General features: G+C 60.9%; 24 protein-coding genes. 14 read left to right on the top strand and 10 right to left on the bottom strand.

Annotated features, from left to right (window positions below):
- Positions 1–6: 6 nt before the first annotated feature.
- Together K419_RS0102065 and K419_RS0102060 are read right to left on the bottom strand one after the other, a co-directional pair.
- On the bottom strand, positions 7–744 hold the full coding sequence (locus K419_RS0102065) for an energy transducer TonB (protein ID WP_026840111.1): 738 nt from the start codon (positions 742–744) through the stop codon (positions 7–9).
- A 318-nt stretch (positions 745–1062) separates the two neighbouring features.
- Positions 1063–3312, bottom strand: a complete 2250-nt coding sequence (locus K419_RS0102060) for an NADP-dependent malic enzyme (protein WP_026840110.1) — start codon at positions 3310–3312, stop codon at positions 1063–1065.
- A 322-nt stretch (positions 3313–3634) separates the two neighbouring features.
- On the opposite strand from K419_RS0102060, the gene K419_RS0102055 reads away from it, so the two are divergent.
- The 3 genes from K419_RS0102055 (at position 3635) to K419_RS0102045 (ending at position 5828) form a co-directional block, all read left to right on the top strand.
- Positions 3635–4117: an HIT family protein gene (locus K419_RS0102055; protein ID WP_026840109.1), complete on the top strand. Its 483-nt coding sequence runs from the start codon at positions 3635–3637 to the stop codon at positions 4115–4117.
- Positions 4117–5037, top strand: coding sequence for an ROK family protein (locus K419_RS0102050; protein ID WP_026840108.1), 921 nt, complete (start codon positions 4117–4119; stop codon positions 5035–5037). The genes K419_RS0102055 and K419_RS0102050 overlap by 1 nt, the downstream gene beginning before the upstream one ends.
- Positions 5038–5099: 62 nt before the next feature.
- Positions 5100–5828, top strand: a complete 729-nt coding sequence (locus K419_RS0102045) for a DsbC family protein (RefSeq protein WP_026840107.1) — start codon at positions 5100–5102, stop codon at positions 5826–5828.
- A gap of 6 nt (positions 5829–5834) precedes the next feature.
- Here the strand turns inward: K419_RS0102045 and K419_RS0102040 are convergent, their stop codons facing one another.
- The 3 genes from K419_RS0102040 to K419_RS23415 all read right to left on the bottom strand — a co-directional run bounded on the left by K419_RS0102040 (position 5835) and on the right by K419_RS23415 (position 8003).
- Positions 5835–7070, bottom strand: a complete 1236-nt coding sequence (locus K419_RS0102040; RefSeq protein ID WP_026840106.1) for an endonuclease Q family protein — start codon at positions 7068–7070, stop codon at positions 5835–5837.
- Positions 7071–7190: 120 nt separating this feature from the next.
- Complete coding sequence (locus K419_RS0102035; RefSeq protein ID WP_012529759.1) at positions 7191–7619, bottom strand: MerR family transcriptional regulator; 429 nt, start codon at positions 7617–7619, stop codon at positions 7191–7193.
- A 33-nt stretch (positions 7620–7652) separates the two neighbouring features.
- Positions 7653–8003: a hypothetical protein gene (locus K419_RS23415; protein ID WP_156912164.1), complete on the bottom strand. Its 351-nt coding sequence runs from the start codon at positions 8001–8003 to the stop codon at positions 7653–7655.
- Positions 8004–8255: 252 nt separating this feature from the next.
- Between K419_RS23415 and K419_RS0102030 the strand changes: the two genes are divergently transcribed.
- The 5 genes from K419_RS0102030 to K419_RS0102010 all read left to right on the top strand — a co-directional run bounded on the left by K419_RS0102030 (position 8256) and on the right by K419_RS0102010 (position 12330).
- Entirely contained in the window at positions 8256–9137 is an 882-nt protein-coding gene (locus K419_RS0102030; RefSeq protein WP_026840105.1) for a pseudouridine synthase, read from the top strand.
- Between the two features lie 57 nt (positions 9138–9194).
- Positions 9195–9470 carry a hypothetical protein gene (locus K419_RS0102025; RefSeq protein ID WP_026840104.1) on the top strand — a complete coding sequence of 92 codons (276 nt, stop codon included), beginning with the start codon at positions 9195–9197 and terminating at the stop codon, positions 9468–9470.
- Between the two features lie 469 nt (positions 9471–9939).
- Positions 9940–10716 carry an electron transfer flavoprotein subunit beta/FixA family protein gene (locus tag K419_RS0102020; protein ID WP_026840103.1) on the top strand — a complete coding sequence of 259 codons (777 nt, stop codon included), beginning with the start codon at positions 9940–9942 and terminating at the stop codon, positions 10714–10716.
- Positions 10717–10724: 8 nt separating this feature from the next.
- Positions 10725–11642: an electron transfer flavoprotein subunit alpha/FixB family protein gene (locus tag K419_RS0102015; protein WP_026840102.1), complete on the top strand. Its 918-nt coding sequence runs from the start codon at positions 10725–10727 to the stop codon at positions 11640–11642.
- A gap of 22 nt (positions 11643–11664) precedes the next feature.
- Positions 11665–12330: a four helix bundle suffix domain-containing protein gene (locus K419_RS0102010; RefSeq protein ID WP_026840101.1), complete on the top strand. Its 666-nt coding sequence runs from the start codon at positions 11665–11667 to the stop codon at positions 12328–12330.
- Between the two features lie 4 nt (positions 12331–12334).
- On the opposite strand, the gene ligA is transcribed toward K419_RS0102010, so the two are convergent.
- Positions 12335–14341, bottom strand: coding sequence for an NAD-dependent DNA ligase LigA (gene ligA, locus K419_RS0102005; protein WP_026840100.1), 2007 nt, complete (start codon positions 14339–14341; stop codon positions 12335–12337).
- Between the two features lie 290 nt (positions 14342–14631).
- Between ligA and K419_RS0102000 the strand changes: the two genes are divergently transcribed.
- Positions 14632–16668 carry an ATP-dependent helicase gene (locus tag K419_RS0102000; RefSeq protein ID WP_026840099.1) on the top strand — a complete coding sequence of 679 codons (2037 nt, stop codon included), beginning with the start codon at positions 14632–14634 and terminating at the stop codon, positions 16666–16668.
- Positions 16669–16879: 211 nt separating this feature from the next.
- On the opposite strand, the gene K419_RS0101995 is transcribed toward K419_RS0102000, so the two are convergent.
- On the bottom strand, positions 16880–17512 hold the full coding sequence (locus tag K419_RS0101995) for a peroxiredoxin (protein ID WP_026840098.1): 633 nt from the start codon (positions 17510–17512) through the stop codon (positions 16880–16882).
- A gap of 195 nt (positions 17513–17707) precedes the next feature.
- Between K419_RS0101995 and K419_RS0101990 the strand changes: the two genes are divergently transcribed.
- Positions 17708–18226: a peptidylprolyl isomerase gene (locus K419_RS0101990; RefSeq protein WP_012529770.1), complete on the top strand. Its 519-nt coding sequence runs from the start codon at positions 17708–17710 to the stop codon at positions 18224–18226.
- 62 nt (positions 18227–18288) lie between these two features.
- On the opposite strand, the gene K419_RS0101985 is transcribed toward K419_RS0101990, so the two are convergent.
- The gene (locus K419_RS0101985; protein WP_026840097.1) at positions 18289–18795 is read right to left on the bottom strand and encodes a hypothetical protein; all 507 of its coding nucleotides are present in this window, start codon (positions 18793–18795) and stop codon (positions 18289–18291) included.
- A gap of 295 nt (positions 18796–19090) precedes the next feature.
- Between K419_RS0101985 and metK the strand changes: the two genes are divergently transcribed.
- Entirely contained in the window at positions 19091–20260 is a 1170-nt protein-coding gene (metK, locus tag K419_RS0101980; RefSeq protein WP_026840096.1) for a methionine adenosyltransferase, read from the top strand.
- 223 nt (positions 20261–20483) lie between these two features.
- Here the strand turns inward: metK and K419_RS0101975 are convergent, their stop codons facing one another.
- Together K419_RS0101975 and K419_RS0101970 are read right to left on the bottom strand one after the other, a co-directional pair.
- A complete protein-coding gene (locus K419_RS0101975) occupies positions 20484–21188 on the bottom strand; it encodes a response regulator transcription factor (protein WP_012529773.1) in 705 nt (234 codons plus the stop codon).
- 4 nt (positions 21189–21192) lie between these two features.
- A complete protein-coding gene (locus K419_RS0101970) occupies positions 21193–22149 on the bottom strand; it encodes a sensor histidine kinase (RefSeq protein WP_026840095.1) in 957 nt (318 codons plus the stop codon).
- A 144-nt stretch (positions 22150–22293) separates the two neighbouring features.
- Between K419_RS0101970 and K419_RS0101965 the strand changes: the two genes are divergently transcribed.
- The 3 genes from K419_RS0101965 (at position 22294) to ahcY (ending at position 26092) form a co-directional block, all read left to right on the top strand.
- On the top strand, positions 22294–23385 hold the full coding sequence (locus K419_RS0101965; RefSeq protein WP_026840094.1) for an NAD(P)H-dependent flavin oxidoreductase: 1092 nt from the start codon (positions 22294–22296) through the stop codon (positions 23383–23385).
- Between the two features lie 298 nt (positions 23386–23683).
- Positions 23684–24601 (top strand): ArsR/SmtB family transcription factor, encoded by a 918-nt coding sequence (locus K419_RS0101960; protein WP_026840093.1) that lies wholly within the window; start codon positions 23684–23686, stop codon positions 24599–24601.
- A gap of 93 nt (positions 24602–24694) precedes the next feature.
- Complete coding sequence (gene ahcY, locus K419_RS0101955) at positions 24695–26092, top strand: adenosylhomocysteinase (RefSeq protein WP_026840092.1); 1398 nt, start codon at positions 24695–24697, stop codon at positions 26090–26092.
- The last annotated feature ends 67 nt before the right edge of the window (positions 26093–26159 follow it).

The following is a 26159-nucleotide window of genomic DNA, read 5'->3' as shown; positions in this document are numbered from 1 at the left end:
CGTCCGCTACCAGGCCATCAGGTTCAGCGGTGGGACCAAGCGGATGGGGGCGTTGAAGACGTCGCCCTGGAAGCTGGCAGGAAGCGGCGGCAAGGGACCCGAACTCTCCAGGGTCTTTTGCACCATCCGGTCGTAGACGATGTTCCCCGAACTCTGCAGGATGAAGCTCCCCACGATTTCGCCGTTTCTCGCCACGCTTATGTTGACCACGATGGTTCTCACCTTCTGGTCCTTCTGCTCCAGCCACCACTTGTTATTCACTCCCTGCAAGATTTCCAGGTAGTAAGCCTTCACATCGGGGCGGAGGGTGTCGCCGTCGCTCAGGCTCTTGAAGTACCCCTTGGTGAGCCCCATCCCGAAGGTGGTCGCGGACCTCTCTTCGGCGGGCGCCGGTTGCGGGGGGGCAGGCTGGGCCGCGGTCTGCTGCTTTTCGACCTGCTGCGGCGGTGCGGGCGGGGTCTCGGGGACCGGTATCGGCTCGGCCTTGGCGGGATCGGGCTCGGGAAGTTCCGGTTCGGAAGCGGCAGGCTGTATAGCCGGAGCCGCGGGGCGAGGAGTGGGAATGGAGTTGAGGTCGACGTAGGTGACCGGCGGCCGCGGCGGTTCGCCCCCGCCGGGAAGGCCGATGAGGATGACGGCGCAGAAAAGGTGCAGTGCCAAAGACACCGCAAGTCCGGTGATGAACTGCTTGTTGGGCTTTATCGGCTGGGCCGCTTCGTCAAGCGGCGCTAATACTTCATCCATGGGTACTGCCCGTCCTTCTCACCTGATTACCTGCTGACACAGCGTTTATGTATAGCAAATAAGCCGGGGACAAGGCAATGAAAAGAAGCCTTGCGCGACGAAGAAGGGGCTCCGTATTCACGGTGCCCCTTTCCTTTCTGGTGATGGGATGTCCAGCGAGCTGCCCCCTCCCTGACCCTTCCCCTCCGGGGGCGGGAACAAAACGGCAAAGATTTATTGTTTCTCCTTCTAAAAATGTTCCCGATGATCTTCCGTCCACCTCCCTCCCCCAGCGGGGGAGGGTTGGGGTGGGGGAGGGGCGCCGGTACCGCGTTCCCGTTACTGGTTCTGGGCGTCGACCACGGCTATCGCCGCCATGTTCACGATGGTGGAGACGTCGTCCCCTCTTTGCAGCACGTGGACCGGCTTTCTCATTCCCATCAAAAGCGGCCCGATCGCTTCAGCCCCGCCCAGCCGGTGCAAAAGCTTGTAACTGATGTTCCCGGAGTTGAGGTCCGGGAAGATCAGTATGTTGGCGGGACCGGTCAGGGTGGAGAAGGTGTAGTTCTCCAGAAGCTCCGGGGTCACCGCCGTGTCCGCCTGCATCTCCCCGTCGATCTCAAGCTCCGGCGCCTTCTGCTTGACGATCTCCACCGCCCTTTTCACCTTTACCGTGAGGTCGTGGTTCACCGAGCCGAAGTTCGCAAAGGAGAGCATGGCGATACGGGGGACGATGTCGAGAAACTTCACCTTTTCCGCGGCGAGGAGCGCGGTTTCGGCCAGTTCCTCGGCTGTCGGGTCGATCTCCACCGTGGTGTCGGCGAGGAAATAGATCCCCTTTTTGAAGACCATCATGTACATGCCGTGAACGCCGGAGAGCTGCGGTTGCCTGCCGATGATCTCCAGCGCCGGCCTGATGGTGTCGGGGTAGTGCGAGTCGATGCCGGAGAGGAGGGTATCCGCGTCCCCCATGTGCACCATCATGGATCCGAAATGGTTCCTGGACTTGCGGCGCATGATGCGGCGCGCCTCCGAGAGGGTCACCCCCTTGCGCTGGCGTTTGCTGTATAGTTCCGCCGCGTACCCTTCAGTCAGTTCCGAGGTCTCGGGATCGACGATGGTGGCGTTGAGCTCCATCCCCAGCTCGGCTATCTTCTCCTGCACCTTGGCCTTGTTCCCGATCAGGATGGGATGGGCGATTCCTTCCTCTATCAGCGCGTAGGCCGCCCTCAGGATCTTCTCGTTGTCCCCTTCCGGGAAGACGATCTTCTTCGGGTCGCACTTAGCCTTGTTGATGATCTGCCGCATGGTCTCCTTGGCGCGCCCCTGCAGCGCTTCGAGCCACTCGGTGTACTTGGCCATCTCCTCGATCGGCATGCGTGCGACCCCCGAATCCATGGCCGCCTGGGCCACCGCCGGGGCCACCCGCAAAAGCGCGCGCGGGTCGAAAGGTTTGGGGATGATGTAGTTTCTCCCGAAGGTGAAGCTCTCGTTGCCGTAGGCGCGGCAGACCGAGTCGGGGCAATCCTCCCGCGCCAGTTCCGCCAGGGCTAAGACCGCGGCTTTCTTCATCTCCTCGTTGATGGTGCTGGCCCTGACGTCGAGCGCGCCCCGGAAGATGAAGGGGAAACCGAGCACGTTGTTCACCTGGTTCGGGTAGTCCGACCTCCCGGTCGCCATGATGACGTCGGAGCGGACCGAGAGCGCCTCCTCAGGGGTGATCTCCGGGTGCGGGTTCGCCATGGCCATGATCACCGGGTCCTTGGCCATCTCGCGCACCATCTGCTGGGTGACGGCGCCCTTGGCCGAGACCCCGATGAAGACGTCGGCTCCGCGCATCGCCTCTTCGAGCGTGCGCAGCGGCGTGTCGTTTGCCAGGCGCTCCTTGTAGGGGTTCATCCCCTCCGCTCTTCCCTTGTAGATCACCCCCTTGGTGTCGCACATGTAGAGGTTCTGCGGTTTTGCCCCGAGGGAGAGGATGAGGTTCGCGCAGGCGATCCCGGCGGCGCCGGCGCCGTTGATCACGATTCTTGCCTGCTCGATCTTCTTGCCGACCAGTGACAACGCGTTGATGAGCGCCGCCGAACAGATGATCGCCGTTCCGTGCTGGTCGTCGTGGAAGACCGGGATGTTCATGGTCTTCTTCAGTTCCTCCTCGATGTAGAAGCACTCCGGCGCCTTGATGTCCTCCAGATTGATGCCGCCGAAGGTGGGCTCCAGCAACTGCACCACCTTGATCACGTCGTCCGGGTTCTCCGACTTCACCTCCAGGTCGAAGACGTCCAGGTCGGCAAAGCGCTTGAAGAGGACCCCTTTCCCCTCCATGACCGGCTTGCCGGCGATGGCTCCGATGTTGCCCAGCCCCAGGACCGCCGTGCCGTTGGAAACTACCGCGACCAGGTTCCCCTTCGCCGTGTACTGGTAGGCGAGCTCGGGATCCTGCTCGATGGCAAGGCACGGTTCGGCGACACCCGGGGTGTAGGCAAGCGAGAGGTCGCGGGAGGTAAGACACGGCTTGGAGGAGATGACCTCGATCTTCCCCTTGCGCCCGGTTGCATGGTATTCGAGAGCGTCCATTTTCTTTGTCATTGCTACCTCCTCAAGATAAATTACCCTCCTGGAGCTATCAGCTCATTGACCAAACAAGTACTATCTGTCATTGTTCCGGTCCGGGTTGTTAAGACGAGGTGCAGGGCCGAAAGGCCACAAGTATAGCATGGCGCAGGACCGCTACAATGAGCGGCGCGTAATGCAATGCTAAAGGCATTGAGCTTCGAAAAGAGCTTCTTGTCGCTGTCAAAACTGTCGATTCCATTGTCAATGGCATGCGGTCGTTGTAAATTGATTCTGTTGCGGCATTGACTGCCGTTCTTCGACCAAGCCCTCAGTCAGTGGGCAACGGAGGGGTGCGATGGACAATCTTTGGGCACCATGGCGGGTAGAGTATCTGACTCAGCCGCCGGCGACGGAATGCATCTTCTGTGCGCAAGGTAACGACAGGGAGCTGCTGATTTTGAGGCGCACCCGGCTTTCGCGGGTGATGCTGAACCGCTACCCCTATTCCAACGGGCATCTGCTGATCTCGCTTAACCGCCACAGCGCCGACCTGGGCGAACTGACGGCGGACGAGCTGCTGGAGCTGATGCGCGAGGTGGCTCTTTGCCGGGACATACTGGCCCACTCCAGCGGCGCTCAAGGTTTCAACATCGGCATAAACCTGGGCAAGGCCGCGGGCGCAGGCGTCGAGGACCACCTGCACCTGCACGTGGTGCCGCGCTGGTACGGGGACAGCAACTTCATGACTGTGGTAGCGGATGTCAGGGTGATCCCGGAGGCGCTTTTGGCGACTTACGACCGGCTGCTACCGTTTTTCCAGGCGGCGGTGGAGGGGTGATGGAAAGTGTCTGTATCGGGGTGGACGTCGGGGGGACCAACCTTCGCTTCGCCCTGGTGGACCAAGGCGGCGCGGTGCTTAGCAGGGTGAGCGAACCGACGGAGACGGTGACGGCTCCCGCGCCGTTTGTAGCCCGGCTGCAGGGGAGGGTGCAACAGCTGCAGAGGGAGGCGCTGGCCCGGGGAGTCAGGGTCGCCGGCGTCGGCATCGGTGTCGCCGGTCTCGTCTCGGGTGAAGGTGCGGTCCTTTCCAGCGTCAACCTCCCGGCGCTGCAGGGGGTAAACCTCGGCGCGGAGCTTTCGCGCGCCCTGGGGGTGCCGGTGCTGGTCTTAAACGACGCCAACGCCTGCGCCGTCGGCGAGCAGCGCTTCGGCGCGGGAAAAGGGTACCGCTCCTGGCTCATGCTCACCATCGGCACGGGGGTGGGAGCTGGGCTGATACTTGACGGCCGGCTCTGGACCGGGGCGAACGGGTTGGCCGGCGAATTGGGGCACCTGACGGTGGAGCCGGACGGGCGCCCCTGCGGCTGCGGCAACCGGGGATGCCTGGAGCAGTACACCTTCGCCACCGCCATCTCCGCGGGCAACGACAGCGCCGCTGCCGTCGCCCGGCGCGCGGTGGGCGGGGACGCCGCGGCTGTCGCCCGTTTCGAGCAGGCCGGCCGCTACTTGGGCATCGCCGCGGCCGGGGTGCTCAACCTGCTGAACCTGGAAGCGGTAGTGCTGGGAGGAGGTGTGTCAGAGAGTTTCGAGCTACTGGCCCCGGCGATGCGCCGGGAGATACGCTCCCGTACCCTCGCGCTTCCCGGGGCGGCCGCCTGCGTCGTCAAGGGCGCCCTTGGCCCGGACGCCGGTGTCCTGGGTGCTGCCCACGCCGCCTTCGGCGCCGGAAAAATTTCCTCGCGCTTCCACCTTTCCTGAAACATATGCTATAGTTGCCGCTGGCTCGGCCAGCAATTTTAATTAACTAGAATGGAGGCCTTATGTGGTTTACTCGGAGAATCCTGGCAGCATGTTTGTCCGCGGCGGCGCTGCTTCTTCTGGCAGGTGTGTCGTTCGCCGCCCCGATCTCCCCTGAAAGCGCCTTTCGCAGCGCATTCCCCCAAGTCCCCTTCGACAGCATGACCCCCACAGAGATCAAGGGCGTGTACGAGGTCGTTTCCGGGCCCAACATCTTCTACTACTACCCGGAGAAGGATCTCATCCTCACCGGCGAGATCGTGGGGAAGGACCTCAAGAGCCGTACGGCGGAGCGGAAGCAGGCGCTTAGCTCGCAGGTTGCGGCCAAGGCGATGGAAGCGGTCAAGGAGCTGCCGCTCGACAAGGCGGTCAAGGTGGGGGACGGCAAGAAGACGGTCATCGAGTTCACCGACCCCGACTGCCCATACTGCAGGAAGGCTTCCGAGTACTTCACCAAGAGAAGCGACGTGACCAGGTACGTCTTCTTCGCACCGCTGGCGCACCCGGCGGCCATCAAGAAGATCGAGTACATCCTTTCCGCCGAGAATAAGGCTGAGGCCTACGACGCCATGATGCTGGGCGAGGAGATTCCGGCCTCCGCCAAGCCGGCGAGCGCCGAGGTGAAGAAGCTGGCCCAGGAGCATCTGGCCCTGGCGAGGAAGGTGGGGATACAGGGGACCCCGACCTTCTTCGTCAAGGGGGAGCAGGTGATCGGCGCCGACACCAAGAAGCTGGATGAGCTTTTGAAGTAACCCTCTTCACGCCAAAGGGGAGATGGAGACGGTCCCGAACCTGCCGTCGTAGCCGGGATCGATCTCCACCTCGCCCAGGCGCATCTTGCCGATGCCGCGCGCCAGCGTGGCGCCGGCAGCCTCCTCTATCAACCCCACCGGCGCATCTCTTAATATGTGGAACTCGTTGCCGATCCGCTCCAGCAGGTGGAAGTAAAGGGCCTGAGCCTTTTTCGTCCCCGTCCCCACCTTAAGCGCCCCCCCGATCAGATCCAGAAGCGGTATCAGCGACTGGAAGGGGGGGGCGTTTTCCGGTCTTGCCCCTTCCGGCCGGTCCGCCAGCAGCTCCAGCCTGTGCAGCACCCCGACCGTCACCTTCGCGCCGCAGGCAGGGCAGCGGTAACCGTTGGCAATGGTCTGCGCGGGGGTGAGGCGCACCCCGCAACAGCGGTGCCCGTCCGCGTGGTACTTCCCCTGCTCCGGGAAGAACTCGATGGTCGAGGCCACCCCGTTTCCCTCAATTATCCCCTGCCGGATCCCGCGGCAGGAGGGGTCGGTCCGAAACACCGTCGCCTCCCGCCCGAGCTTGGCCGCGGAGTGCGCATCGGAGTTGGAGATGAGCGTGATGCCGTCCAGGGCCGATATGCGCCAGTTCATGGCGGGGTCGGAGGAAAGTCCGGTCTCGATGGCGTGCACGTGCGGGGTGAGTTCCTCGAAGCACTCGGCAAGCGAGTCGAAGCCGGAGCCGGAGCCGAACACCGAGAAGTGCGGGGTCCAGGCGTGCGCCGGGATCAGCAGCGCCTCGGGAGCCGCTTCCAGCACCATCTGCAACAGCTCCTTCGCGTCTAGTTTCAGGATGGGCCGGCCGTCGGAGCCGAGGTTGCCTATGCGGGAAAGGAGCAGGTTGAGCCGGCGCGCCGCCTGCAGGTCCGGGAGCAGGACCAGGCAGTGCACCTTCCTGGTGCGCCCCCCCTTGCGGTAAATGCAGCTGATCTCGGCGGTCGGCATGAAGAGTACCTCCGCACGGCAGCTGGCGGGAACCAGGTGCTGCGGCGGGGCGTGGCGCAGCCGGAACAGACCGGACTCGGTTGCCACCAGGTCCCGCTCCAACTCCCCAAGCCACACGGGGTGGGTGCAGTCTCCGGTACCGACCACGCGGATCCCCTTCAACTGTCCCCAGCGCCAGAGTGAGGCCAGGTCGAGGTCGCGGCTTGTGGCGATGGAAAAGCGGGAATGGATGTGCAGGTCTGCGATGAAGGTCACGGCAGTTTCGCGCTCGCGCCTGAGGCGGCTTGGATGACAACTGGGGCGAGGGGGGAGTCGGGTAGATAAGAAGGGAAAGGGGCGTCGCCGCTGGACGATGCCCCGTAAGGAAAGCGGTGATTACGAGTCACTTTTGTTGCCGTCGCCGTCACGGCCGGCGCCGAACTTGGTGGAAATCTTCTGGCGATAAGAGACGATGTCTTTTCTAAGCGACGCCAGCTTCGCCATCTTTTCGTCTATCTTCTCGATGTGCTCGTCCAGTATCTCCACCAGCCGGGGAACCATGCGCTCGGTCTGTTTCGCTTCGCCGTAAGCTACGTATAGGTCCTGCATCTCCTTGATGGTGAGGCCGAGCTCCTTTAGCTTGATGATGAACTTGATGCGGCGCACGTAGTACGGGGTGAAGCCGCGCGTCGCGCCGTCGTTTCTCTGCACGCTTTCGATGATGCCGACTTCCTCCCAGTAACGGATGGTCCTGGTGGTAAGTCCGAGTGCTATGGCGAGATCCCCGATCGGGGTTATTTCTTCGCCATCCTTGATGTCGTCCATTTGAGTCCTCGTGGGGAAAAAATTAAGCGTAATCTAGTGCATGGCGCTCCGGCTGTCAATTTCTTTCGCCCTGCTGCGGGAAGCTAAGCGGCGCTTGTCGCCCCATGGTAACTCGCCGGGTGTCGTGGCGGTTGCCGCCGCTTCAGTGGTAGTTGAAACAGAACTGTCGTTCCAGGTGTAAAACTGGCATTTACAAAACAATGTTTTTAGTATATCAATGAGAAGCGCGGTTGTCAAAAGCGGCAGAGTTTTGGGGTTTTGCTTGCCAGAGCCATAGGCTGTACGGGCGGGGGTAGAAGGTCGTTTTTGCTGATCTTGGGATAAATAAAACGATTGCTCATTGCTGCGCTGCCCAAGGCTCCCCGGCAGGTTTTTCCGGATCAATGCGTGAGCCGTGCTTGCTATTCAACCTTTGTGATCGGTCCTTTCTGCCGGGCCGTCCAGTACTGGGGCAACCGACGGGTTGCCCCCTTTTTTTGCCGGCGCCCCAAAAGGGGACAGGCTACTTTTTCGAAAAATAAAGTAGCCTGTCCCCTTTTCCTTTCTTACGTGCTATGCTGCGCCCGTTCATCCTCCCTCGCAGTCCGGCGATTGCGGCACTGCATACGGCACCGACAGCAAAAAGGAGACGACAGCATGGGGGTCTCCCCGTATCGCGCCACAGTCACCATGCCCCGGATGGAGCAACCGTACCCGTCGGTACTGGACTTTCTGGTCGGGCGTTTCCCGAAGGTAAGTCGCAGCTGCTGGGAGCGGCGCATAGCCCAGGGAAAGGTCCTGGGTGAGGATGGGACTCCCATCACCAGCGCCAGCAGCTACGCTCCCCAAAAAAGGATCTTCTACTTCAGGGAGATCGAGAATGAAAAGGTGATTCCCTTTGCCGAGGAGATCTTGTTCCAAAACGACGAACTCCTGGTGGCGTGCAAACCGCATTTTCTGCCGGTGACGCCGGGGGGAGAGTACCTCAGCCAAAGCCTCCTGCACCGGTTGAGGGAATCGACCGGCATCCATGACCTGGTACCGCTGCACAGGATCGACCGCGAAACCGCCGGGATCGTCCTTTTCTCCGCCAACCCGAAAACGCGCGGCCGTTACGGCGAGTTGTTCCGGGAGGGGAGCATCGAAAAGAGCTATGAGGCGATATCGGCAGCTCCGGTCGAGCCGGGGCAGGCGGAATGGCTGGTGGAAAACAGGCTGGTGCATGGGGAACCGTGGTTCACCATGCGAACGGAGCAAGGTCCCCCCAACGCCCGTTCGCTCATCCGGTTGGTGGAGCAACGAGATGGCGCTGCTCGTTTTCAACTGACACCGGTGACGGGGAAGACTCATCAACTGCGGGTCCACATGAGCGGGCTCGGGTTGCAAATTCTGCATGACCGCCTTTACCCGCAACTTCAGCCCCAACAGCCCGACGACTTCGACCGGCCGTTGCAACTCCTGGCAAGGCGCGTGCGGTTTCGGGACCCGCTCTCGGGGAGGCTTTTGGAGTTCGAGTCGGCGCGGAGGCTTTTGTGGTAATCTAAATCGGGCCGGAAGGGGTAGTTGGTGGCATCACAGCGGTTACCGGAGGCGGGTATGGCCAAGAACGTGCTTTTGCTGGTCGATTACGGCGTCAACAACGCGATCCATATCGGACTGTTCAAGAAGCAATTGAAGGAGGCCGGGTGGCGGGAGGGGCTCATCGATGGCTCCTTTGAGAAAAAGATGGATCTTTCCGATTCCGAGATCGAGAAAGCGGTTCAGGAGGAAGTGGATGGCGCAGCCGACCAAGCTTCCTTCAAAAAAACCTGCTGCGAACTGTTCGTCACCGAGGATGAACTGAAGTTCTGCTGGGACTGGAATACCCCGTAACGCTGAGACCCGTCACACCGCGGTTTTGTCGTACATTAAATACTGGACAAGGCCGCCGCATATTGGTTAGTATCCCCGCTATGAATAAAGCTGCCGCACTTTTTATCATCTTTTTCACCCTGGCCGTCGTAGGATTTGGTACCTGGCAGCTATATGCCGGGAATCTCGTAGCGGCTTTTTCTTCCTTTCCTTTCCTGCTGATAATCTACATTTTTATTAAACCCTTTCATAAACAGTGACGATTTGTATTCCGTCGCTCTAATCCCTGCTCACCCTTTCCCTTAGATATCCCACACGGCATCCCTTATTAAAATCCTTCGTCAGTTTCGCGAACCGCAGCCGGCGACCGCTGCACCTTTCATTAGTTCATTTGACAGCGGTACGTCGTCCTATATCCTCTCCTATGTTGCTTTCGCAGACCTTGCGCCGGCATCGCGGAATGGCAATTAATGGTCTGGAGGAGATCATCATGAAAATCCTGGTGTGCATAAAGCAGGTCCCCGACATGGAATCCAGATTCAGGCCCGATGCTTCAGGCGTCTGGTACTCGGAGATAGACATGGCCTTCCGCGTCAACGAGTACGACGAATACGCCATCGAAGAGGCGGTCAGGCTCAAGGAAAAGCTGGGAGGCGAGCCGGAGTTGACCGTGCTGTCGCTGGGACCAGACCGGGTGGTGGAGGGAATCAAGAAGGCGCTCGCCATGGGGTGCGACCGGGGGATGCATGTGCAGGACAGCGCCTCCCAATTGAAAGATCCCTGGCAGATCGCCTCGGCGATAGCCGCCAGCGCCAGAGGGGAGAACTACGACCTGATCTTCACCGGGCTGCAGTCCCAGGACCGCGGCTCAGCCCAGGTGGGAACCATGGTGGCCGAACTGCTGGAGTACTCCTGTGCCACTACCGCGATCGGTTTCGAATACGCTGACGGGTCCGTTACCGTCAAGCGGGAGCTCGAAGGGGGACTGAGAGCAGTGGTGCGGCTCAAGACGCCGGCCCTGGTGACTTGCCAGTTGGGCCTGAACCAGCCGCGCTACCCGACGCTCCCCAACATCATGAAGGCCAAGAAAAAGGAGATCCTGACCATCCCGGTGTCCGAACTGTTGCACGAGGAGCCGCGGACGGTGATGGCGGGCTTCTACGCCCCTGCCAAGAAGGGGACCGGCGTCGTCCTCGAAGGGGACGTCGCCGATCAGGTGGACAAGCTGATCGGGATACTCAAGGACAAAACGGGGCTTTTACGCTAGGGGGAGATATGAAAGCGTTGCTGATAGCCGAGTGCAGGGACGGGAAAATTCTGGACTACAGCTACGAGCTGTTTGGTTTCGCGGCGCAGCTTCCCGCGGACGCCGTCGTATTGCTGGTGGGGAAAGAGGGGGAGCTCCCTGAGTGCGGGGGAACCGTGTACCTGGCTGACGTCGCCAAGTACGGCGAATGCAATCCTGACCTGCACAAGCGGGTCGTGCTCGCCGCAGTCGAGCGGGAAAAGCCCGATTACGTGGTGTTGATGCACAGTTCCTACGGGTGGGATTTGGCGCCGCGGGTGGCGGCGGGGCTCAAGGTGGCGCAGCTTTCCGAGGTGGTGGCGGTCGCCGAGGATGGTTTCGAGCTTCCCTGTTGCAGCCAGAAGATGCGGCGCAAGGCAAAGCCGGTCGGCTCTCCCGTGGTGCTCACCCTGCAGTTGGGAGCTTTTCCGGTAGTGAAGCCGGGAGGCGCGCCGGCGCTGCAACGGATCGACGCGGACGCGGAGGGGGAGGGGAAGGTAGAGTTTTTAGGCTATGAGCCCCCGCCGCCCAAAGGGGTGGATCTGGGCCGGGCCGAGGTGATCGTGAGCGCCGGGCGCGGTATCGGCAAGAAGGAGAATATCGAGGTCATCGCCGCGCTGGCGCGTGCCCTGGGAGGCGAGGTCGGCGCGAGTCGCCCCGTGGTAGACAGCGGCTGGATCGACGCCGGGCATCAGGTCGGCACCACCGGGCAGACTGTGAGCCCGAAGCTCTACGTCGCCTGCGGCATCAGCGGGGCGATTCAGCACCTGGCGGGGATGAAGAAGTCAGGGTTCATCGTAGCCGTCAACAAGGACAAAGAAGCCCCGATCGGAGAGGTGGCCGACGTGCTGGTAGTTGCGGACGTGATGCAGTTCGTCCCGGCTCTCACCGCAAAGCTGGCCAAGTGAGGGGCAACAACGAGGAGCCGGTATGGACCAGGCTTGCGAACTGATACTGCCTCATGGAGGCTTCCGGAAGCTGCGTAGCTTCGCCGTTGCGCTGGCGGCTTATGACGGCACCGTGCTTTTTTGCGACCGGTTTGTGCAGAAGCGCTCGCGCACCCACGACCAGATGGTGCAGGCCGCGCGCAGCGGGGTCCAGAACATAGCCGAAGGGTCGCTCGCCTCCGGGACTTCCAAAAAGACCGAGCTGAAGCTGACCGGCGTAGCCCGGGCCAGTCTGGGCGAGCTGATCCGGGACTACGAAGACTATCTGCGGCAGAACCGGCTGGAGATTTGGGACAAGGATTCGGCGCGCGTGCGCACCATGCGGGCCAGGCTCGCCGGGAAGCTGAAAAGGGGAAAGGCATTGTCGGACCAGTCGGACAGGTCGGACAGGTCAGACAGGTCAGACAGGTCAGACAGGTCAGACAGGTCAGACAGGTCTGACAGGTCTGAGTTTTTCGACGAACCGCTGCTGTCTGCGCTGCAGGCGCTTCGTAGCGCCAGCGCGGAAGTGAGCGCCAACATCCTGCTCTGCTTGACGCACCAGGCAAGCTACCTGCTCAAGCGCCAGATGGACCGGCTGGCGAGTGACTTCGCCGAAAACGGCGGCTTCACCGAAAGGCTCTACCACTACCGTAAAGAGCACCGCTGAATCCCTACTGCATCAACTCCAGAAACTCGTCTTCGCTCAACACCCGCACGCCCAGCTGCTGCGCCTTATCCAGCTTGCTCCCGGCATCGGCGCCGGCGACGACGTAGTCAGTTTTCTTGGACACGGAGCCCGCTGCATGGCCCCCCTCCAGCTCCACCATCTTCTTCGCCTCGTCGCGCGTGAACTTCTCCAGGGCACCGGTGAAGACGAAGGTCTTGCCGGTGAACCTGCCGCCGACCCGCTTCTCTTCTGCTTTGGGATTAACCCCGTGCTCCTTTAACTCCCTGAGCACTTCCAGGTTCTCTTCGCTCTTGAAGAAATCCGCGATGCTCGCCGCCACCTGCGGCCCGACCTCGCGGATGGAGGTCAACTCCTCTTCGCTCGCCGCCGCCAGGTTCTCGATGCTCCCGAAGGCGCTGGCCAAAAGCTTCGCGGTGTGCTCTCCCACGTGCCGTATCCCGAGCGCGAAGATCAGGCGGGAAAGCTCCCGCTCCTTGCTGGCGGCGATGGAATTCAGAAGGTTCTCCGCCAGCTTCTTCCCCATGCGCTCGAACTGCATGAAGTCCTCTTCAGTCAGCCGGTAGATGTCGGCGACGTTCCGTATCAGCTTGAGGTTCAGAAGCTGCTCGATGAACTTCTCCCCCAGCCCGTCTATGTCCATGGCGCGGCGGGCGGCAAAGTGCTTCACCCGTTCCAATGCCTGCGCGGGACAGTTGAGGCCGACGCAGCGCACGGCGACCTCGCCCGGTATCCTCACCACTTCGCCTCCGCAAACAGGACACGCCTCCGGCACCGGGAGCAGCGTCTCGCTCCCTTGCCTTTTCTCGGTCAGAACCTGCACCACAGCGGGAATGACGTCCCCGGCTCGCTCCACCACTACGGTATCGCCCCTGCGGATGTCCTTGCGCTCCATCTCCTCCCAGTTGTGCAGCGTGGCGCGGGAGACCATGACGCCCGAGACGTTCACCGGCTCAAGGTGCGCCACCGGGGTGATGACGCCGGTTCGACCCACCTGGGGCACGATGTCGTTGACCACCGTGGTCGCCTGGCGCGGAGGGAACTTCCAGGCGATGGCCCAGCGCGGCGAGCGGCTCTTCTCCCCCAGGTCGCGCTGCAGGGAAAACCGGTCCACCTTCACCACCACGCCGTCGATCTCGTAGGGGAGATCGTCGCGCTGTTCCATCATCTCGCGGTAGTAGTCGAGCACCCCCTGCACGCCTGAGACGAGCTTGGTCAGCGGGTTCACCGGGATGCGCCAGGTGGGGATGGTGCTTAGGAAATGACTCTGCGATTGGAAGGCGACTCCGTCCACCTCGCCCGGGGCGTAGCAGAAGATGCTGAGTGGCCGCTTCGCGGTGATCTTCGAGTCGAGCTGGCGCAGGGACCCCGCAGCCGCGTTCCTCGGGTTGGCGAAGGGGGGCTCCCCGGCCTCCTCGCGCTCCTGGTTGAACCTGCGGAAAGGTTCCAGCGGCAGGTACACCTCGCCCCGCACCGTCAAGAGTCCCGGCGGCTCCTCCGTCTGCAGCCGCAGCGGTATGTCCTTGATGGTCTTCAGGTTCTGGGTCACCTCCTCGCCCACCAACCCGTCGCCGCGGGTGGAGCCGATGGCGAGGAGCCCATCACGGTACACCAACTCCACGGCGACGCCGTCCATCTTCGGCTCGCAGACGTAACCGATCTCCGCTCCGCCTGAAAGCCCCACGAAGCGCTTCACCCGGTCGTCGAAGTCGATGATGTCCTGCTCGGTGAAGGCGTTTTCCAGCGAGAGCATGGGCGTTGTGTGGCGCACCTGGGTGAACTTCGCCACCGGGCGTCCGCCGACCCTGCCGGTGGGGGAATCGGGGAGGGCGAGGTCGGGAGAGGAGGCCTCAAGTTCCTTCAACTCACGGAAGAGCGCATCGTACTCGGCATCGGTTATCTCCGGCATGTCCTGTTCGTAGTAGAGCCGGTTGTGGCGCTCGATCTCCGAGCTTAACCACTTGATCCTTTGAGCCGCGGCAGTTTTATCCATTTCCGTGAACCTCTTTCGGTCTTTAATTTCTTTGTCGGCTACCAGGGCCCCCGGGCCTGCTTTACCGCCACTTGGAAAGGCGGGTGAGGGGGGGACCCCTGCGCTGAAGCAAGCTTTATAGCATACCGCGGCGGCGATTGAAACCGCCACGGAATAGCGGCTTGCATTGGACCTGCCGTTCTGGTAACTATGTGGGGCCGCGCCTTCCTGGTCGCGGCTCTTTTTTCGTCCGCGCCGCGGCAAAAGCTGCCGCCTTGCCGGCGGAAATACCCGCTTTTGATGAGGTTTTCATGCTCGACCTGTCACGATTGAACCCCGAACAGCTGGCCGCCGTAAAGCACACGGAGGGGGCCCTGCTGGTCCTCGCCGGCGCCGGCTCAGGCAAGACCGGGGTTATCACCTACCGCATCGCGCACCTCATCCTGGACAAGAAAGTGCCGCCCGACCAGGTCCTCGCCGTCACCTTCACCAATAAGGCCGCCAAGGAGATGAAGGAGCGGGTGGAGCACCTGGTGGGGCGCAAGCAGTCGAAGGGAATCGTTCTTTCCACCTTCCATTCACTGGGCGTGCGCGTGCTGAAACGGGACATCGAGCGCCTGGGCTACAAGAAAAACTTCTCCATCTATTCCACCGCGGACCAGGTGGGGCTCGTGCGCCAGATCGTCCGCGAGGTGAACACCGACAGCAAGAAGTACGACGCCGAAAGCATCATCTGGCGCATATCCGGCGCGAAGAACAAGCTGATCCCGCCGGGGAGGTTCACGCCCAACCCGACCGACGACATCGACATGATGGCGGGGCTCGTCTATCCGCGCTACCAGTCCGCTCTCAAGGCGTTCAACGCCATAGATTTCGACGACATCATCATGCTGACGGCGGAACTTCTCGAGCAGCACCCCCCAGTCCTCAAACACTGGCAGGAGCGCTTTCGCTACATCATGGTCGACGAGTATCAGGACACCAACTCCTCCCAGTACCTCCTGGTGAACCTTCTGGCAGCCGGGTGCGGCAACCTCTGCGTCGTCGGGGACGACGACCAGTCCATCTACGGCTGGCGCGGCGCGGACGTCGGCAACATCCTCGACTTCGAGAAGGATTTCAAGGGGTGCCGGACCATCAAGTTGGAGCAGAACTACCGCTCCACCGGCAACATCCTGGAAGCGGCCAACAGCGTCATCGGCAACAACAAGGTGCGCAAGGCGAAGAGGCTTTGGACCGCCTCGGGGGAGGGGCCCCTCATCGATCTCTGCATCGTGCAGGACGACGAGGAGGAGGCCACGAGCGTCGTGGAGCGGATCCAGCTGGAGCGTTACAAAAAGGACGCTCCCTACAGCCAGTTCGCCATCCTTTATCGCACCAACGCGCAAAGTCGCGCCTTCGAGGAGCAGCTCCGCTTCGAGGACATACCGTACGTCCTGGTGGGGGGGACCCAGTTCTTCGAGCGCAAGGAAGTGAAGGACTCCCTCTCCTACCTGAAGGTGATCGCAAACCCGCTGGACGAGGTGGCGCTTTTGCGCATCGTCAACTTCCCCAAGCGCGGCATCGGCGACAGCACCGTGATCCGCATCAACCAGTGGTCGCTGGAAAAGGAGATCCCTCTTTTCGAGGCCTTCAGCCGGGTGGAGGAGATCGAGGGGATTTCCGATGTCATCAAGGACAAGGTCCGCGCCTTCCACCACACGCTTTTGGACGCCGCCGAAGCTTTCCGGGCGGAGGGGGGGCTCGCCGAGAAAGGGAAGGCCCTTTTCGAGAAACTGAAGATAGAAGAGGAGATCTTCCGCACCATAGACGACGCGAAGGCCGCCCGCCGCAAGGTGGAGAACGTGGAGCAGATCATCAACTCGATGGCGGCGTACGAGGAGCGGGTGCCCGAGGCGACCCTGGGAGGGTTCATCGAGAAGGTGTCGTTGATGGACGAGGACCGCTTCTCCGGAAAAGACAAGAAGGACCACGGCAAGGACGCGGTGACGCTGATGTCGCTGCATTCCAGCAAGGGGCTGGAGTTCCCCTTCGTGTTCCTGGTCGGCATGGAGGACGAGATCCTGCCCCACAAGCGCGCGATCTACGAGGACGACAGCATCGACGAGGAGCGGCGCCTTTGCTACGTGGGTATCACGCGGGCGCGGCAGCAGCTGGTGATGACCCGGACGCTCTTCCGGAAGAAGTACGGAAAGCTTGAGGAGCGCGTGCCGTCGCGTTTTCTCGAAGAGATACCCGGGGGAGTGCTCAACGTGCAGCAAAGCGGCGTGGTGAAGGAAGTGACCCCCGAAGAGGCCGAGAAGAGCGCGGAAGACTTCTTCGCCAAGATGAAAGCGATGATGGGGTAAGGGCGGAAAACCGTCGGAGGCGACCCCCCCCTGTCCCCCCTTCGCAAAGGGGGGGACGCAATAGCCTCGTACATCTCAAAGGGGGGGCACGAAAAAACTGTGGTTGTCGGGAAAGAGAATTTCAGTTGTTCTTGAGTTTGGGTTCCTCGGATTTCGGTTTCTCAGAAGTCCTCAGTTGTTCTCCTTGCCAAGGGTTTTGGTTTGAAGAATTTCAAGGTTTTCCCAGGGTTTTTTGGCCTGGTTTCCAGCCGAGCGGGCAGAGCGAGCCGGTCTGCAACGCTTCTAGCACGCGTAGCGTCTCATCCACGCTCCTTCCCACATCGAGGTTGTGCACCACCTGGTACTGCAGCACTCCCTGCGGGTCGATGATGTAAAGCGCACGCAGCGCAACGCCGTCCTTCTCGTCCAGACAGCCGTACTTCCGCGCCGTCTCCTTCTTGATGTCCGAAAGGAGCGGATACGCGAGGGCCCCCAGGTCGCCGCGCTTCACCCAGGCCAGGTGCGAGAACTTGCTGTCGGTGGAGGCGCCCAGGACCACGGCGTCCAGCTTCTCGAACTGCGCCAGGGCGTCGTTGAACCCCTTGATCTCGGTGGGACAGACGAAGGTGAAGTCCATCGGATAGAAAAAGAGCACCACCCACTTGCCGCGCAGCTCTTTCAGGTTTATCTGCTTGAATTCCTTGCCGGGGGCGGTCCCTACCCAGGCATCCAGGGTGAAATCCGGAGCGGGTTCCCCGACCTTCGCCACCTGTTGCGCCTGCAATTCCGCCGCAGCCAAGGGGAAAGGGGTCGTGATGATTGAGATAGCTAGTGCCGCCAACAGTGTGAAACTGGTTAATCTCATGTATCTCTCCTGTGGGTATAGGCTGAAACCTGCCGTTTCGTTTCCATCTGTTACACACGACGTCGCTACAGTATTACCGTCAGGCCTCAGCGCGTCAACAATGAGGAAAAAGTTTCCACCGGCCGTGGTTGTATGGTATTGAAGACTGCAACTGCAATGACCGGTGACCATATCAAATTAAAAGGAGTAATAGCAATGACTGAAGAAAAGAATCCCGTGGTCCTCATGGAGACCTCGATGGGCAACGTCAAGATCGAACTCTTCAAGGACAAGGCCCCGATTTCCGTTCGCAACTTCCTCTCCTATGTCAAAGACGCCTACTACGACGGCACGATCTTCCATCGCGTCATCAAGAATTTCATGGTGCAGGGCGGCGGGTTGGACACCGACATGCAGCCCAAGAAGACCAAGTTCGCCATCAAGAACGAGGCCACCAACGGGCTTAAAAACCTGCGCGGCACCCTGGCCATGGCCAGGACTTCGGTTGTGGACAGCGCGACCTCGCAGTTCTTCATCAACGTCGTGGACAACGCCTTCCTCGACCACTCAGGCAAGACCCCGGACCGTTTCGGCTACGCGGTATTCGCGCAGGTCATCGAAGGGATGGACGTGGTCGACGCCATTCGCGAGGTGAAGACCGGCAACAAGGCGGGGCACCAGGATGTCCCGGTCGAGCCGGTGTTCATCAACTCCATCAGGCTCGTGGAGGAGTAAGCTTCGTCTTTTCCTGCAGAGCGAAAGAAAGATGGGCGGCTGGCGGTTATTCCGTCAGCCGCTCATTGCGTTTTGAGGGCAAGGTGGGGGATTACTCCGGCGATGGTGGCGCCATCTGAGTCGCGAGCGGAAAAGCCGGAGAGGACGATTTCGGATGAGGCGACTTTGGCCCCGGGAGCAAGGGTGCAGTTCAGGGTGGCCAGGGGGCCGACGGTGAATCCCCCGGGGTGGGAGATGTTGACCAGCAGCACTTGTCCCGGCTCCGAGCCGGTGCCGACGAAAGCTGCTCCGGCGAAACTCCCGCTGGGTGCTGGTTGCAGCACGCCGGCCGGCAGCAGGTTCCCCGCTGCGTCCGGAACGGTTAACGCCTTGGGAAGGGCCAGCGTGAACTGTGCGCCGTATAGCACCGTATCGGGGGCGGGACCGCTGGTGCTGATGACAATCTGCGCCGGCGCGGGAGTCGGCTGCGGTACCAGGACGTTTCCTTCCGTGCCGCTTCCTCCAGCAGAGCCTGAGGAACCGCAACCGGTGATGACTGAGCAGAGAAGCAAAAGAAAAAATACTCTCATAATTCCTCCTTTCCAAAAGACTCCCGCTATCAGACGATTGGCCGCCACTCTTAGCAGGAGCACGGCCTGTAGCTGCAATAGCTGAGACTGAGGTCGATGTGGCATTGGGCTAAGCAAAAGCAGATTGTATCCGATAAAAAATTGGAATCAATTAACCAACCTTTGGCGCCTGTCTCTATCGGCCCAAAATCATTGAAATTGGTCCCATTTAATTATTGACAAAGAGAATTAGCAACTATACAATTCCCCAGCTTTAGGCTACCTGCTGCACACTTCGTAAGGGGGTTTTTACCGTATGGAAATGAAGGATTTTATTTTTACCTCCGAGTCTGTCTCTGAAGGTCATCCGGATAAGGTTGCGGACCAAGTATCAGACGCCATTTTGGATGCCATCCTGACCCAGGACCCCAAGTCGCGGGTAGCCTGTGAAACGATGGTAACGACAGGCATGGCGGTCGTCGCCGGTGAGATCACCACCAACGCCATCATCGACTATCCCAAGATCGTCCGCGAAACCATCCGCGAGATCGGCTACAACGACTCCGCCATGGGTTTCGATTGGGAAACTTGCGCTGTTCTTACCTCCATCGACAAGCAGTCCCCAGACATCGCTCAGGGTGTTACCGAGGGCGAGGGGATGTTCAAGGAGCAGGGCGCGGGGGACCAGGGCCTCATGTTCGGTTTCGCCTGCAACGAGACGCCTGAGCTGATGCCGATGTCGATACTGCTGGCTCACAAGCTGGTGTCGCGTCTGGCCGACGTTCGCAAGGCGGGCGTGCTCGACTTCCTGCGTCCCGACTCCAAGTCCCAGGTTTCCATCCAGTACATCGACGACAAGCCGGTGCATGTGGATACCGTGGTCATTTCCTCGCAGCACTCCCCTGAGGTCTCCTACGAGATGATCAAGGAAGGGATCATCGAGGAAGTTGTGAAGAAGATTATCCCGGCCAACCTGATGGACTCCAAGACCAAGTTCCTGATCAACCCGACCGGACGTTTCGTCATCGGCGGCCCTATGGGCGACTGCGGCCTTACCGGCCGTAAAATCATCGTGGACAGCTACGGCGGGCACGGCGCTCACGGCGGCGGCGCGTTCTCCGGCAAGGACCCCAGCAAGGTGGACCGTTCCGCCGCGTACATGGGGCGCTACGTAGCGAAGAACCTGGTGGCATCGGGCGTCTGCGAAAGGTGCGAAGTTCAGGTGGCTTACGCCATCGGCGTCGCCGAGCCGGTCTCCGTCATGGTCGACTGCAACGGCACCGGGAAGATCCCGTCCAAGCGCATCTCCGAGATCGTGCGTGAGGTGTTCGACATGCGTCCCCGCGCCATCATCGAGCAGCTCGACCTGCTGCGTCCGATCTACAGGAAGACCGCTGCCTACGGCCACTTCGGTCGCGAGCTTCCCGAGTTCACCTGGGAGCGCACTGACAAGGCTGCCATCATCAGGGAAAAAGCAGGACTGTAAGAACCGGTTCAACGTTCAACGTTCTACGTAAAACAAAAAAGGCCCTCTGGAATTCCGGGGGGCCTTTCTTTATAACCCGTTCAACGTTTCGACGTTCAAAAACAAAGGCCCTCTGGGAATTTCCAGAGGGCCTTTTCTTGTGAACCAACTGTTGGATGTGTGGAGGACGTTGCCGACTCCGCGGTGGGGCAGCGAACGTTGAACGTAGAACGTTGAACGGCAGTTATGGGTTCCTGCTGAACCTGTAGCCGACCCCGCGCACGGTCTGGAAGAAGATGGGGCGGGAGGGCTCCGGCTCGAAGTACTTCCGCAGCCGTACGATGAAGTTGTCGAGCGTCCTCGTTTCGGCGTCTGTTGAGTACCCCCAGACGCTCTCCAGGATCACCCCGCGCGGGATCGCCTCCCCCTCGCGGTGAAAGAACAGGGAGAGCATACGCACTTCCAGGTCGGTCAGGTCGATCTCCCCTTGCCGGGTCCGCGCCCGGTAAGAGAGGAGGAACACCTCGTTGTCGCCGAAACGGTACCCTTCCTCCACCGGTTCCGGACGGTACCAGGCGGAGCGCCTCAACATCCCCGATACCCTCAGCAGGAACTCCTTCAGGTTGAAGGGCTTGATCAGGTAATCGTCGGCGCCGGCGGCCAGGCCATGGATGCGGTCGCTCTCAGCAGAGCGCGCCGTCAGCATCAGCACCGGCACCCTGGAGTCCAGCGTCCTTATCCTCTCGCATACCTCGAACCCGCCGATACCGGGGAGCATGACGTCCAGGATGATGAGATCGAACTTCTCGACCTTCACCTTCTCCAGCGCCTCCTCGCCGCTTTCCACGTGGCTTACCAGGTAGCCTTCCTGCTCCAGGTTGAAGGTAATGCCCCGCGCCAGGTGCATCTCGTCCTCGACCAGGAGTATCTGTGGCTTTTCTCCCGCCATGCCGCTAACCTCTTTGCTGCTGGCCGCCAGGTAGCGGCAGCGCGATGTGGAAGGTGCACCCCTTGCCGAGCCCCTCGCTGCTGACGGTGATCTTGCCGCCGTGGGCGTTCACCACCGACTTTACGATGTAAAGGCCAAGGCCGGTTCCCCGGATGTTTTCACCGGGGGTGCGCACCCGGTAGAACATCTCGAAGATCTTGTTCAACTCGTTCTTCTTTAACCCTTTGCCATTGTCCTGGAAGTCGAGCAGGCACTGCTTGCCGCTTTTTCGCAGGGAAACCCGTATTTCCGGGGATACCGGCGAATAGAGCAGGGCGTTTTCCAAAAGGTTACGCAGCGCCATCTCCATCCCCTCGACGTCGATTACCGCCGAGATCCCTTTCTCAACCTCCAGTGTGAGGCGTCCCCCTTCCGGCAGCTCGCCCCGTTTTCCTTCCAGGTAATCCTTCACAAACTCGGAGAAGTCGATTTTCTTGGCCTTTTCTCCCAACTGGCGGAACTCGATCCTCGTTGCCATCAGCAGGTTGCTGGTGAGCACGTTGAGCCGTTCCGTGTCCGAGAGCATGGTGTCGATGAACCCGTCCAGCTTGTCCTTGGGGAGGTCCCTGAGCTTCACCGTCTCCAGATGGAGCTGGATCGAGGTGAGCGGTGACTTTAGCTCGTGGGTGAGCTGCGAGATGTAATTGCGCTGCTGCAGGTAGAGCTTCGCCTGACGCCGCCAGTACAGGAAGATGACGTAGACGCCGACTAAGACGGCGACCAGCATCAAAAGCCCCTCGACCAGTACCAGCCACTCCACCCCTTGGGCTACGAGCTCCGGCTTGTAGCGCAGCGCCAGCTGGCGGAATTCCTTGTTGCGGCCCACGAACCAGTAAACCCAGGAGATGACCATGACCACCCAGATCAACTGGATTCCTATCAGTGCAATCAACGGGTTGGAGAGTTTTCTTTGCGACTTCATGCACCCACCTGTAGCATCGCAGGTCCGTTTTTGCAAGGGGTATCTCATTGGAGGGGAAGGGCTTCGTTTTACATTACTATTACAAAAGCAAACACTGTTCTCTGATAATGTGTAAACGTGCAGGTCCAGCTCAGGAGGGAAGACATGTTTAAACCGTTACGCATAGGAAAACACGAGGCACGCTACCCGCTCATCCAGGGCGGCATGGGAGTGCGCATTTCGGCAGGATCTCTCGCAGGGCACGTAGCCAAGTGCGGAGGGGTCGGCCTTGTCGCTTCACCCGGCATCGTCTTGAACAGCGAGTTTTTCAACGGTTCGAACTATCTCAAGAACAGCTCCCTCGCTCTCAAAGAGGAACTGCGCAAGGCCTATGAGATTGCGCCCGACGGCATCGTCGGCGTGAACGTCATGGTCGCCCTCACCGACTTCGAGGAATTGGTCGTTGCCGCCGTCGAAGGCGGCGCCAAAGTGCTCGTCTGCGGGGCGGGACTCCCCTTGACCCTGCCGGGACTGACCGCGCACGCACCCGACGTGGCGCTGGTGCCGATCGTATCCTCCGTGCGCGCCGCGCAGCTGATCGCCAAAAAATGGGACAAGGCCTACAACCGCCTCCCGGATGCCGTGGTGGTTGAGGATCCCGACACCGCCGGCGGCCACCTGGGTGAAAAGATAGAAAACATCGGCAACGGCGACTACGACCAGTACGAGACCATGCGCGGCGTAAAGGAGTTCTTCCGTACCGAATACAACCTCGACATCCCCATCATCGCCGCCGGCGGAATCTGGGACCGCGCCGATGTGCTGCACGCCCTCGCCGAAGGGGCAGACGGGGTACAGATGGCGAGCCGCTTCGTGACCACCGTGGAGTGCGACGCTGACGACGCCTTCAAGCAGGCCTACCTGGATTGCAAGAAGGAGGACATCGGTCTCATCATGAGTCCTGCAGGTCTTCCGGGGCGCGCCATTCTCACCAACCAGCAGGGGATCATCGGCTACGACCGGGACCGGGGTTCCTCCTGCAGCCACGGCTGTCTCAAGAAGTGCTCCTACAAGGAAAGCGGCGAGCGTTTCTGCATCGTCAGGTCCCTGGACCGTGCGCAGCGTGGCGAGGTCGACAGCGGCCTTATCTTCTGCGGCACCAACGCCTACAAGGCAACCCGCATCGAGACCGTGCAGGAGATTTTCGACGAGCTCTTCGCGGAAACCGGCGCCGTCTCTCACGAGGAAGCCGCGTAACGCGCGCCAAATAGCAGCGGCATTCCTGCCGCCATCATCGTTCATCAACAAGATCCCCCTGTCGCCATTGAGCCGCAGGGGGATTTTTTATCATCAACCTCCCTCACCCCCGCCCCTCTCCCTCTGGGAGAGGGTGGCCGAAGGCCGGGCGAGGGGGGTGCCATGAAGCATATTGGGCGTTGCGGCCGGTTCAGGCCAAAGATTGGAGCTAAATAATTCAACTTTGCGCTTGATGCCGTTCCTTGCATATGCTATATCAAGAAAACTTGATTTAATAGAACCGTCAGGGTTGATGGATATGATCGATTTACTAAAAGCTCTGGCTGATCCTTGCCGCCTCCGTCTGGTTGGCGCGCTTCTGCGCGCCGAACTCACGGTGCAGGAGCTGACCCAGATCCTCGGCATGGGGCAGTCGCGCATCTCGCGGCACCTGAAGATCCTCACCGAGGCGGGGGTCCTGTCGGTCAAGCGCCAGGGAACCTGGAGCTACTACCGGGCGGGAGAGGGAAACGCCTTTTTCTGCGCCATCCGTCCCCAGTTCGAGCAGGAGTTGGAGCGGCTTCCGGAGCGAAACGAAGATCTTGCCGCGGTCGCGCTGGCCCTGGAAGCGAGGCGCAGGCGCAGCCTTGAGTTTTTCGACCAGCACGCGGCGCAGTGGGATGTCCTGTCGCGCACGCTGCTGCCGGTTCCGCCCTACCTGGACCGTCTGCTGGGCCGGATTCCGGCCGTGGAAACCGTGCTCGAGATCGGCGTCGGCACCGGCGCGCTCTTGCCCGAATTATGCTTGCGTGCAGCCAAGGTTATCGGCGTGGATCATTCGCCGGCCATGCTCGAAGAGGCGCGCCGGCGCATCAGCAGCGGCGGAAAGCAGGGAGCCGAGTTGCGGTTGGGCGAGATGACGCATCTTCCCATAGCCGACGGCGGGGCTGGGTGTGTGATAGCGAACATGGTGCTGCACCATGCCGCCGATCCAATGACTGTACTGGGCGAGATTCAGCGTGTGCTACAGCCCGGCGGGGCGCTGGTCTTGGCTGACCTGGCGCGCCATGAGCGGGAATGGGCCCGCGAGCAGTTGGCGGATCAGTGGCTAGGGTTCGAAGAAGACGAACTGAGAGGTTGGATCGCCGCAGCCGGTTTCGGCGCAGTAGAGATAGAGCGGATCGCCGCCGGGGCCGGACAAGAGGTCGTCCTGCTGGTAAAGGCGGTTAAGGAATAAAAGGGGACGGGCTACTTTTTTATACGAAAAAGTAGCCTGTCCCCCCTTGAAAGACGATTGTTGCAGATAACACCACCAAAAGGAGAAGCATCTATGAAAGAAAACGATTACATCGTAAAGGACATGTCGCTGGCGGCCTGGGGCCGCAAAGAGATGATCATCGCCGAGACCGAAATGCCGGGCCTCATGGCGATCCGCGAGGAGTACGCCGCGAGCCAGCCGCTCAAAGGGGCGCGCATCGCAGGCTCGCTGCACATGACCATCCAGACAGCAATGCTGATCGAGACCCTCACCGCTCTGGGCGCCGAGGTCCGCTGGGCTTCCTGCAACATCTTCTCTACCCAGGATCACGCGGCTGCAGCCATCGCGGCTGCAGGGATCCCGGTCTTCGCGCACAAGGGCGAGACGCTGGCCGAGTACTGGGACTACACCCACAAGATCTTTGAGTGGCACGACGGCGGCGCCCCCAACATGATCCTCGACGACGGCGGCGACGCCACCTTGCTGCTGCACCTGGGAAGCGACGCGGAGAAGAATCCCTGCGTCATCGCCAACCCCACCTGCGAGGAGGAGCAGTTCCTCTTCGCCGCCATCAAGAAGCGCCTGGAGACCAACCCCGGTTGGTACTCGAAGACCGCGGCCTGCATCAAGGGCGTCACCGAGGAAACCACCACCGGCGTGCACCGCCTCTACCAGATGCACGAGAAAGGGACGCTCAAGTTCCCGGCCATCAACGTCAACGACTCGGTGACCAAGTCCAAGTTCGACAACATCTACGGCTGCCGCGAGTCCCTCATGGACGGGATCAAGCGCGCCACCGACGTGATGGTGGCGGGCAAGGTCGCGGTCATCTGCGGCTACGGCGACGTGGGCAAGGGGTGCTCCCAGGCGATGCGCGGGCTGCAGGCCCAGGTCTGGGTGACCGAGGTCGACCCGATCTGCGCGCTCCAGGCGGCGATGGAAGGCTACAAGGTCGTGACCATGGAATGGGCCGCTGACAAGGCGGACATCTTCGTGACCACCACCGGCAACATCGACGTCATCACCCATGACCATATGAAGGCGATGAAGCACAACGCCATCGTCTGCAACATCGGCCACTTCGACAACGAGATCGAGGTCGCGAAGCTGAAGCAGTACCAGTGGGAGAACATCAAGCCGCAGGTGGATCACGTCATCTTCCCGGACGGCAAGCGCATCATCCTCCTGGCGGAAGGGCGTCTGGTCAACCTCGGTTGCGCCACCGGGCACCCCTCCTACGTCATGTCCTCCTCTTTCGCCAACCAGACCCTGGCGCAGATGGAGATCTTCTGCAACCCCGGCAAGTACCCGGTCGGCGTCTACACCCTTCCGAAGGAATTGGACGAGAAGGTGGCGCGCCTGCAGCTGAAGACACTGGGCGCCATGCTCACCGAGCTCACCGACGCTCAGGCTGACTACATCGGCGTGAAGAAGGACGGGCCGTACAAGTCGGAGCACTACCGCTACTAAAACGCAGATAGACTCCCCCTCCCTTGACGGGAGTGGGACTTCATTCCCTGTTTCCCAAGCTTCAGCT

This window comes from Citrifermentans bremense R1 (assembly GCF_000426865.1).
GTDB classification, from domain to species: domain Bacteria; phylum Desulfobacterota; class Desulfuromonadia; order Geobacterales; family Geobacteraceae; genus Geomonas; species Geomonas bremensis.
The sequence above is the reverse complement of the archived record's forward strand: the minus strand, read 5'-3'. Positions and strand labels throughout refer to the sequence as shown.

Coding starts and splice junctions, on each gene's coding strand:
- K419_RS0102065 (WP_026840111.1), bottom strand. CDS start 744: ATGGATGAAGTATTAGCGCCGCTTGACGAAGCGGCCCAGCCGATAAAG.
- K419_RS0102060 (WP_026840110.1), bottom strand. CDS start 3,312: ATGACAAAGAAAATGGACGCTCTCGAATACCATGCAACCGGGCGCAAG.
- K419_RS0102055 (WP_026840109.1), top strand. CDS start 3,635: ATGGACAATCTTTGGGCACCATGGCGGGTAGAGTATCTGACTCAGCCG.
- K419_RS0102050 (WP_026840108.1), top strand. CDS start 4,117: ATGGAAAGTGTCTGTATCGGGGTGGACGTCGGGGGGACCAACCTTCGC.
- K419_RS0102045 (WP_026840107.1), top strand. CDS start 5,100: ATGTGGTTTACTCGGAGAATCCTGGCAGCATGTTTGTCCGCGGCGGCG.
- K419_RS0102035 (WP_012529759.1), bottom strand. CDS start 7,619: ATGGACGACATCAAGGATGGCGAAGAAATAACCCCGATCGGGGATCTC.
- K419_RS0102030 (WP_026840105.1), top strand. CDS start 8,256: ATGGGGGTCTCCCCGTATCGCGCCACAGTCACCATGCCCCGGATGGAG.
- K419_RS0102025 (WP_026840104.1), top strand. CDS start 9,195: ATGGCCAAGAACGTGCTTTTGCTGGTCGATTACGGCGTCAACAACGCG.
- K419_RS0102020 (WP_026840103.1), top strand. CDS start 9,940: ATGAAAATCCTGGTGTGCATAAAGCAGGTCCCCGACATGGAATCCAGA.
- K419_RS0102015 (WP_026840102.1), top strand. CDS start 10,725: ATGAAAGCGTTGCTGATAGCCGAGTGCAGGGACGGGAAAATTCTGGAC.
- K419_RS0102010 (WP_026840101.1), top strand. CDS start 11,665: ATGGACCAGGCTTGCGAACTGATACTGCCTCATGGAGGCTTCCGGAAG.
- ligA (WP_026840100.1), bottom strand. CDS start 14,341: ATGGATAAAACTGCCGCGGCTCAAAGGATCAAGTGGTTAAGCTCGGAG.
- K419_RS0102000 (WP_026840099.1), top strand. CDS start 14,632: ATGCTCGACCTGTCACGATTGAACCCCGAACAGCTGGCCGCCGTAAAG.
- K419_RS0101995 (WP_026840098.1), bottom strand. CDS start 17,512: ATGAGATTAACCAGTTTCACACTGTTGGCGGCACTAGCTATCTCAATC.
- K419_RS0101990 (WP_012529770.1), top strand. CDS start 17,708: ATGACTGAAGAAAAGAATCCCGTGGTCCTCATGGAGACCTCGATGGGC.
- K419_RS0101985 (WP_026840097.1), bottom strand. CDS start 18,795: ATGAGAGTATTTTTTCTTTTGCTTCTCTGCTCAGTCATCACCGGTTGC.
- metK (WP_026840096.1), top strand. CDS start 19,091: ATGGAAATGAAGGATTTTATTTTTACCTCCGAGTCTGTCTCTGAAGGT.
- K419_RS0101975 (WP_012529773.1), bottom strand. CDS start 21,188: ATGGCGGGAGAAAAGCCACAGATACTCCTGGTCGAGGACGAGATGCAC.
- K419_RS0101970 (WP_026840095.1), bottom strand. CDS start 22,149: ATGAAGTCGCAAAGAAAACTCTCCAACCCGTTGATTGCACTGATAGGA.
- K419_RS0101965 (WP_026840094.1), top strand. CDS start 22,294: ATGTTTAAACCGTTACGCATAGGAAAACACGAGGCACGCTACCCGCTC.
- K419_RS0101960 (WP_026840093.1), top strand. CDS start 23,684: ATGATCGATTTACTAAAAGCTCTGGCTGATCCTTGCCGCCTCCGTCTG.
- ahcY (WP_026840092.1), top strand. CDS start 24,695: ATGAAAGAAAACGATTACATCGTAAAGGACATGTCGCTGGCGGCCTGG.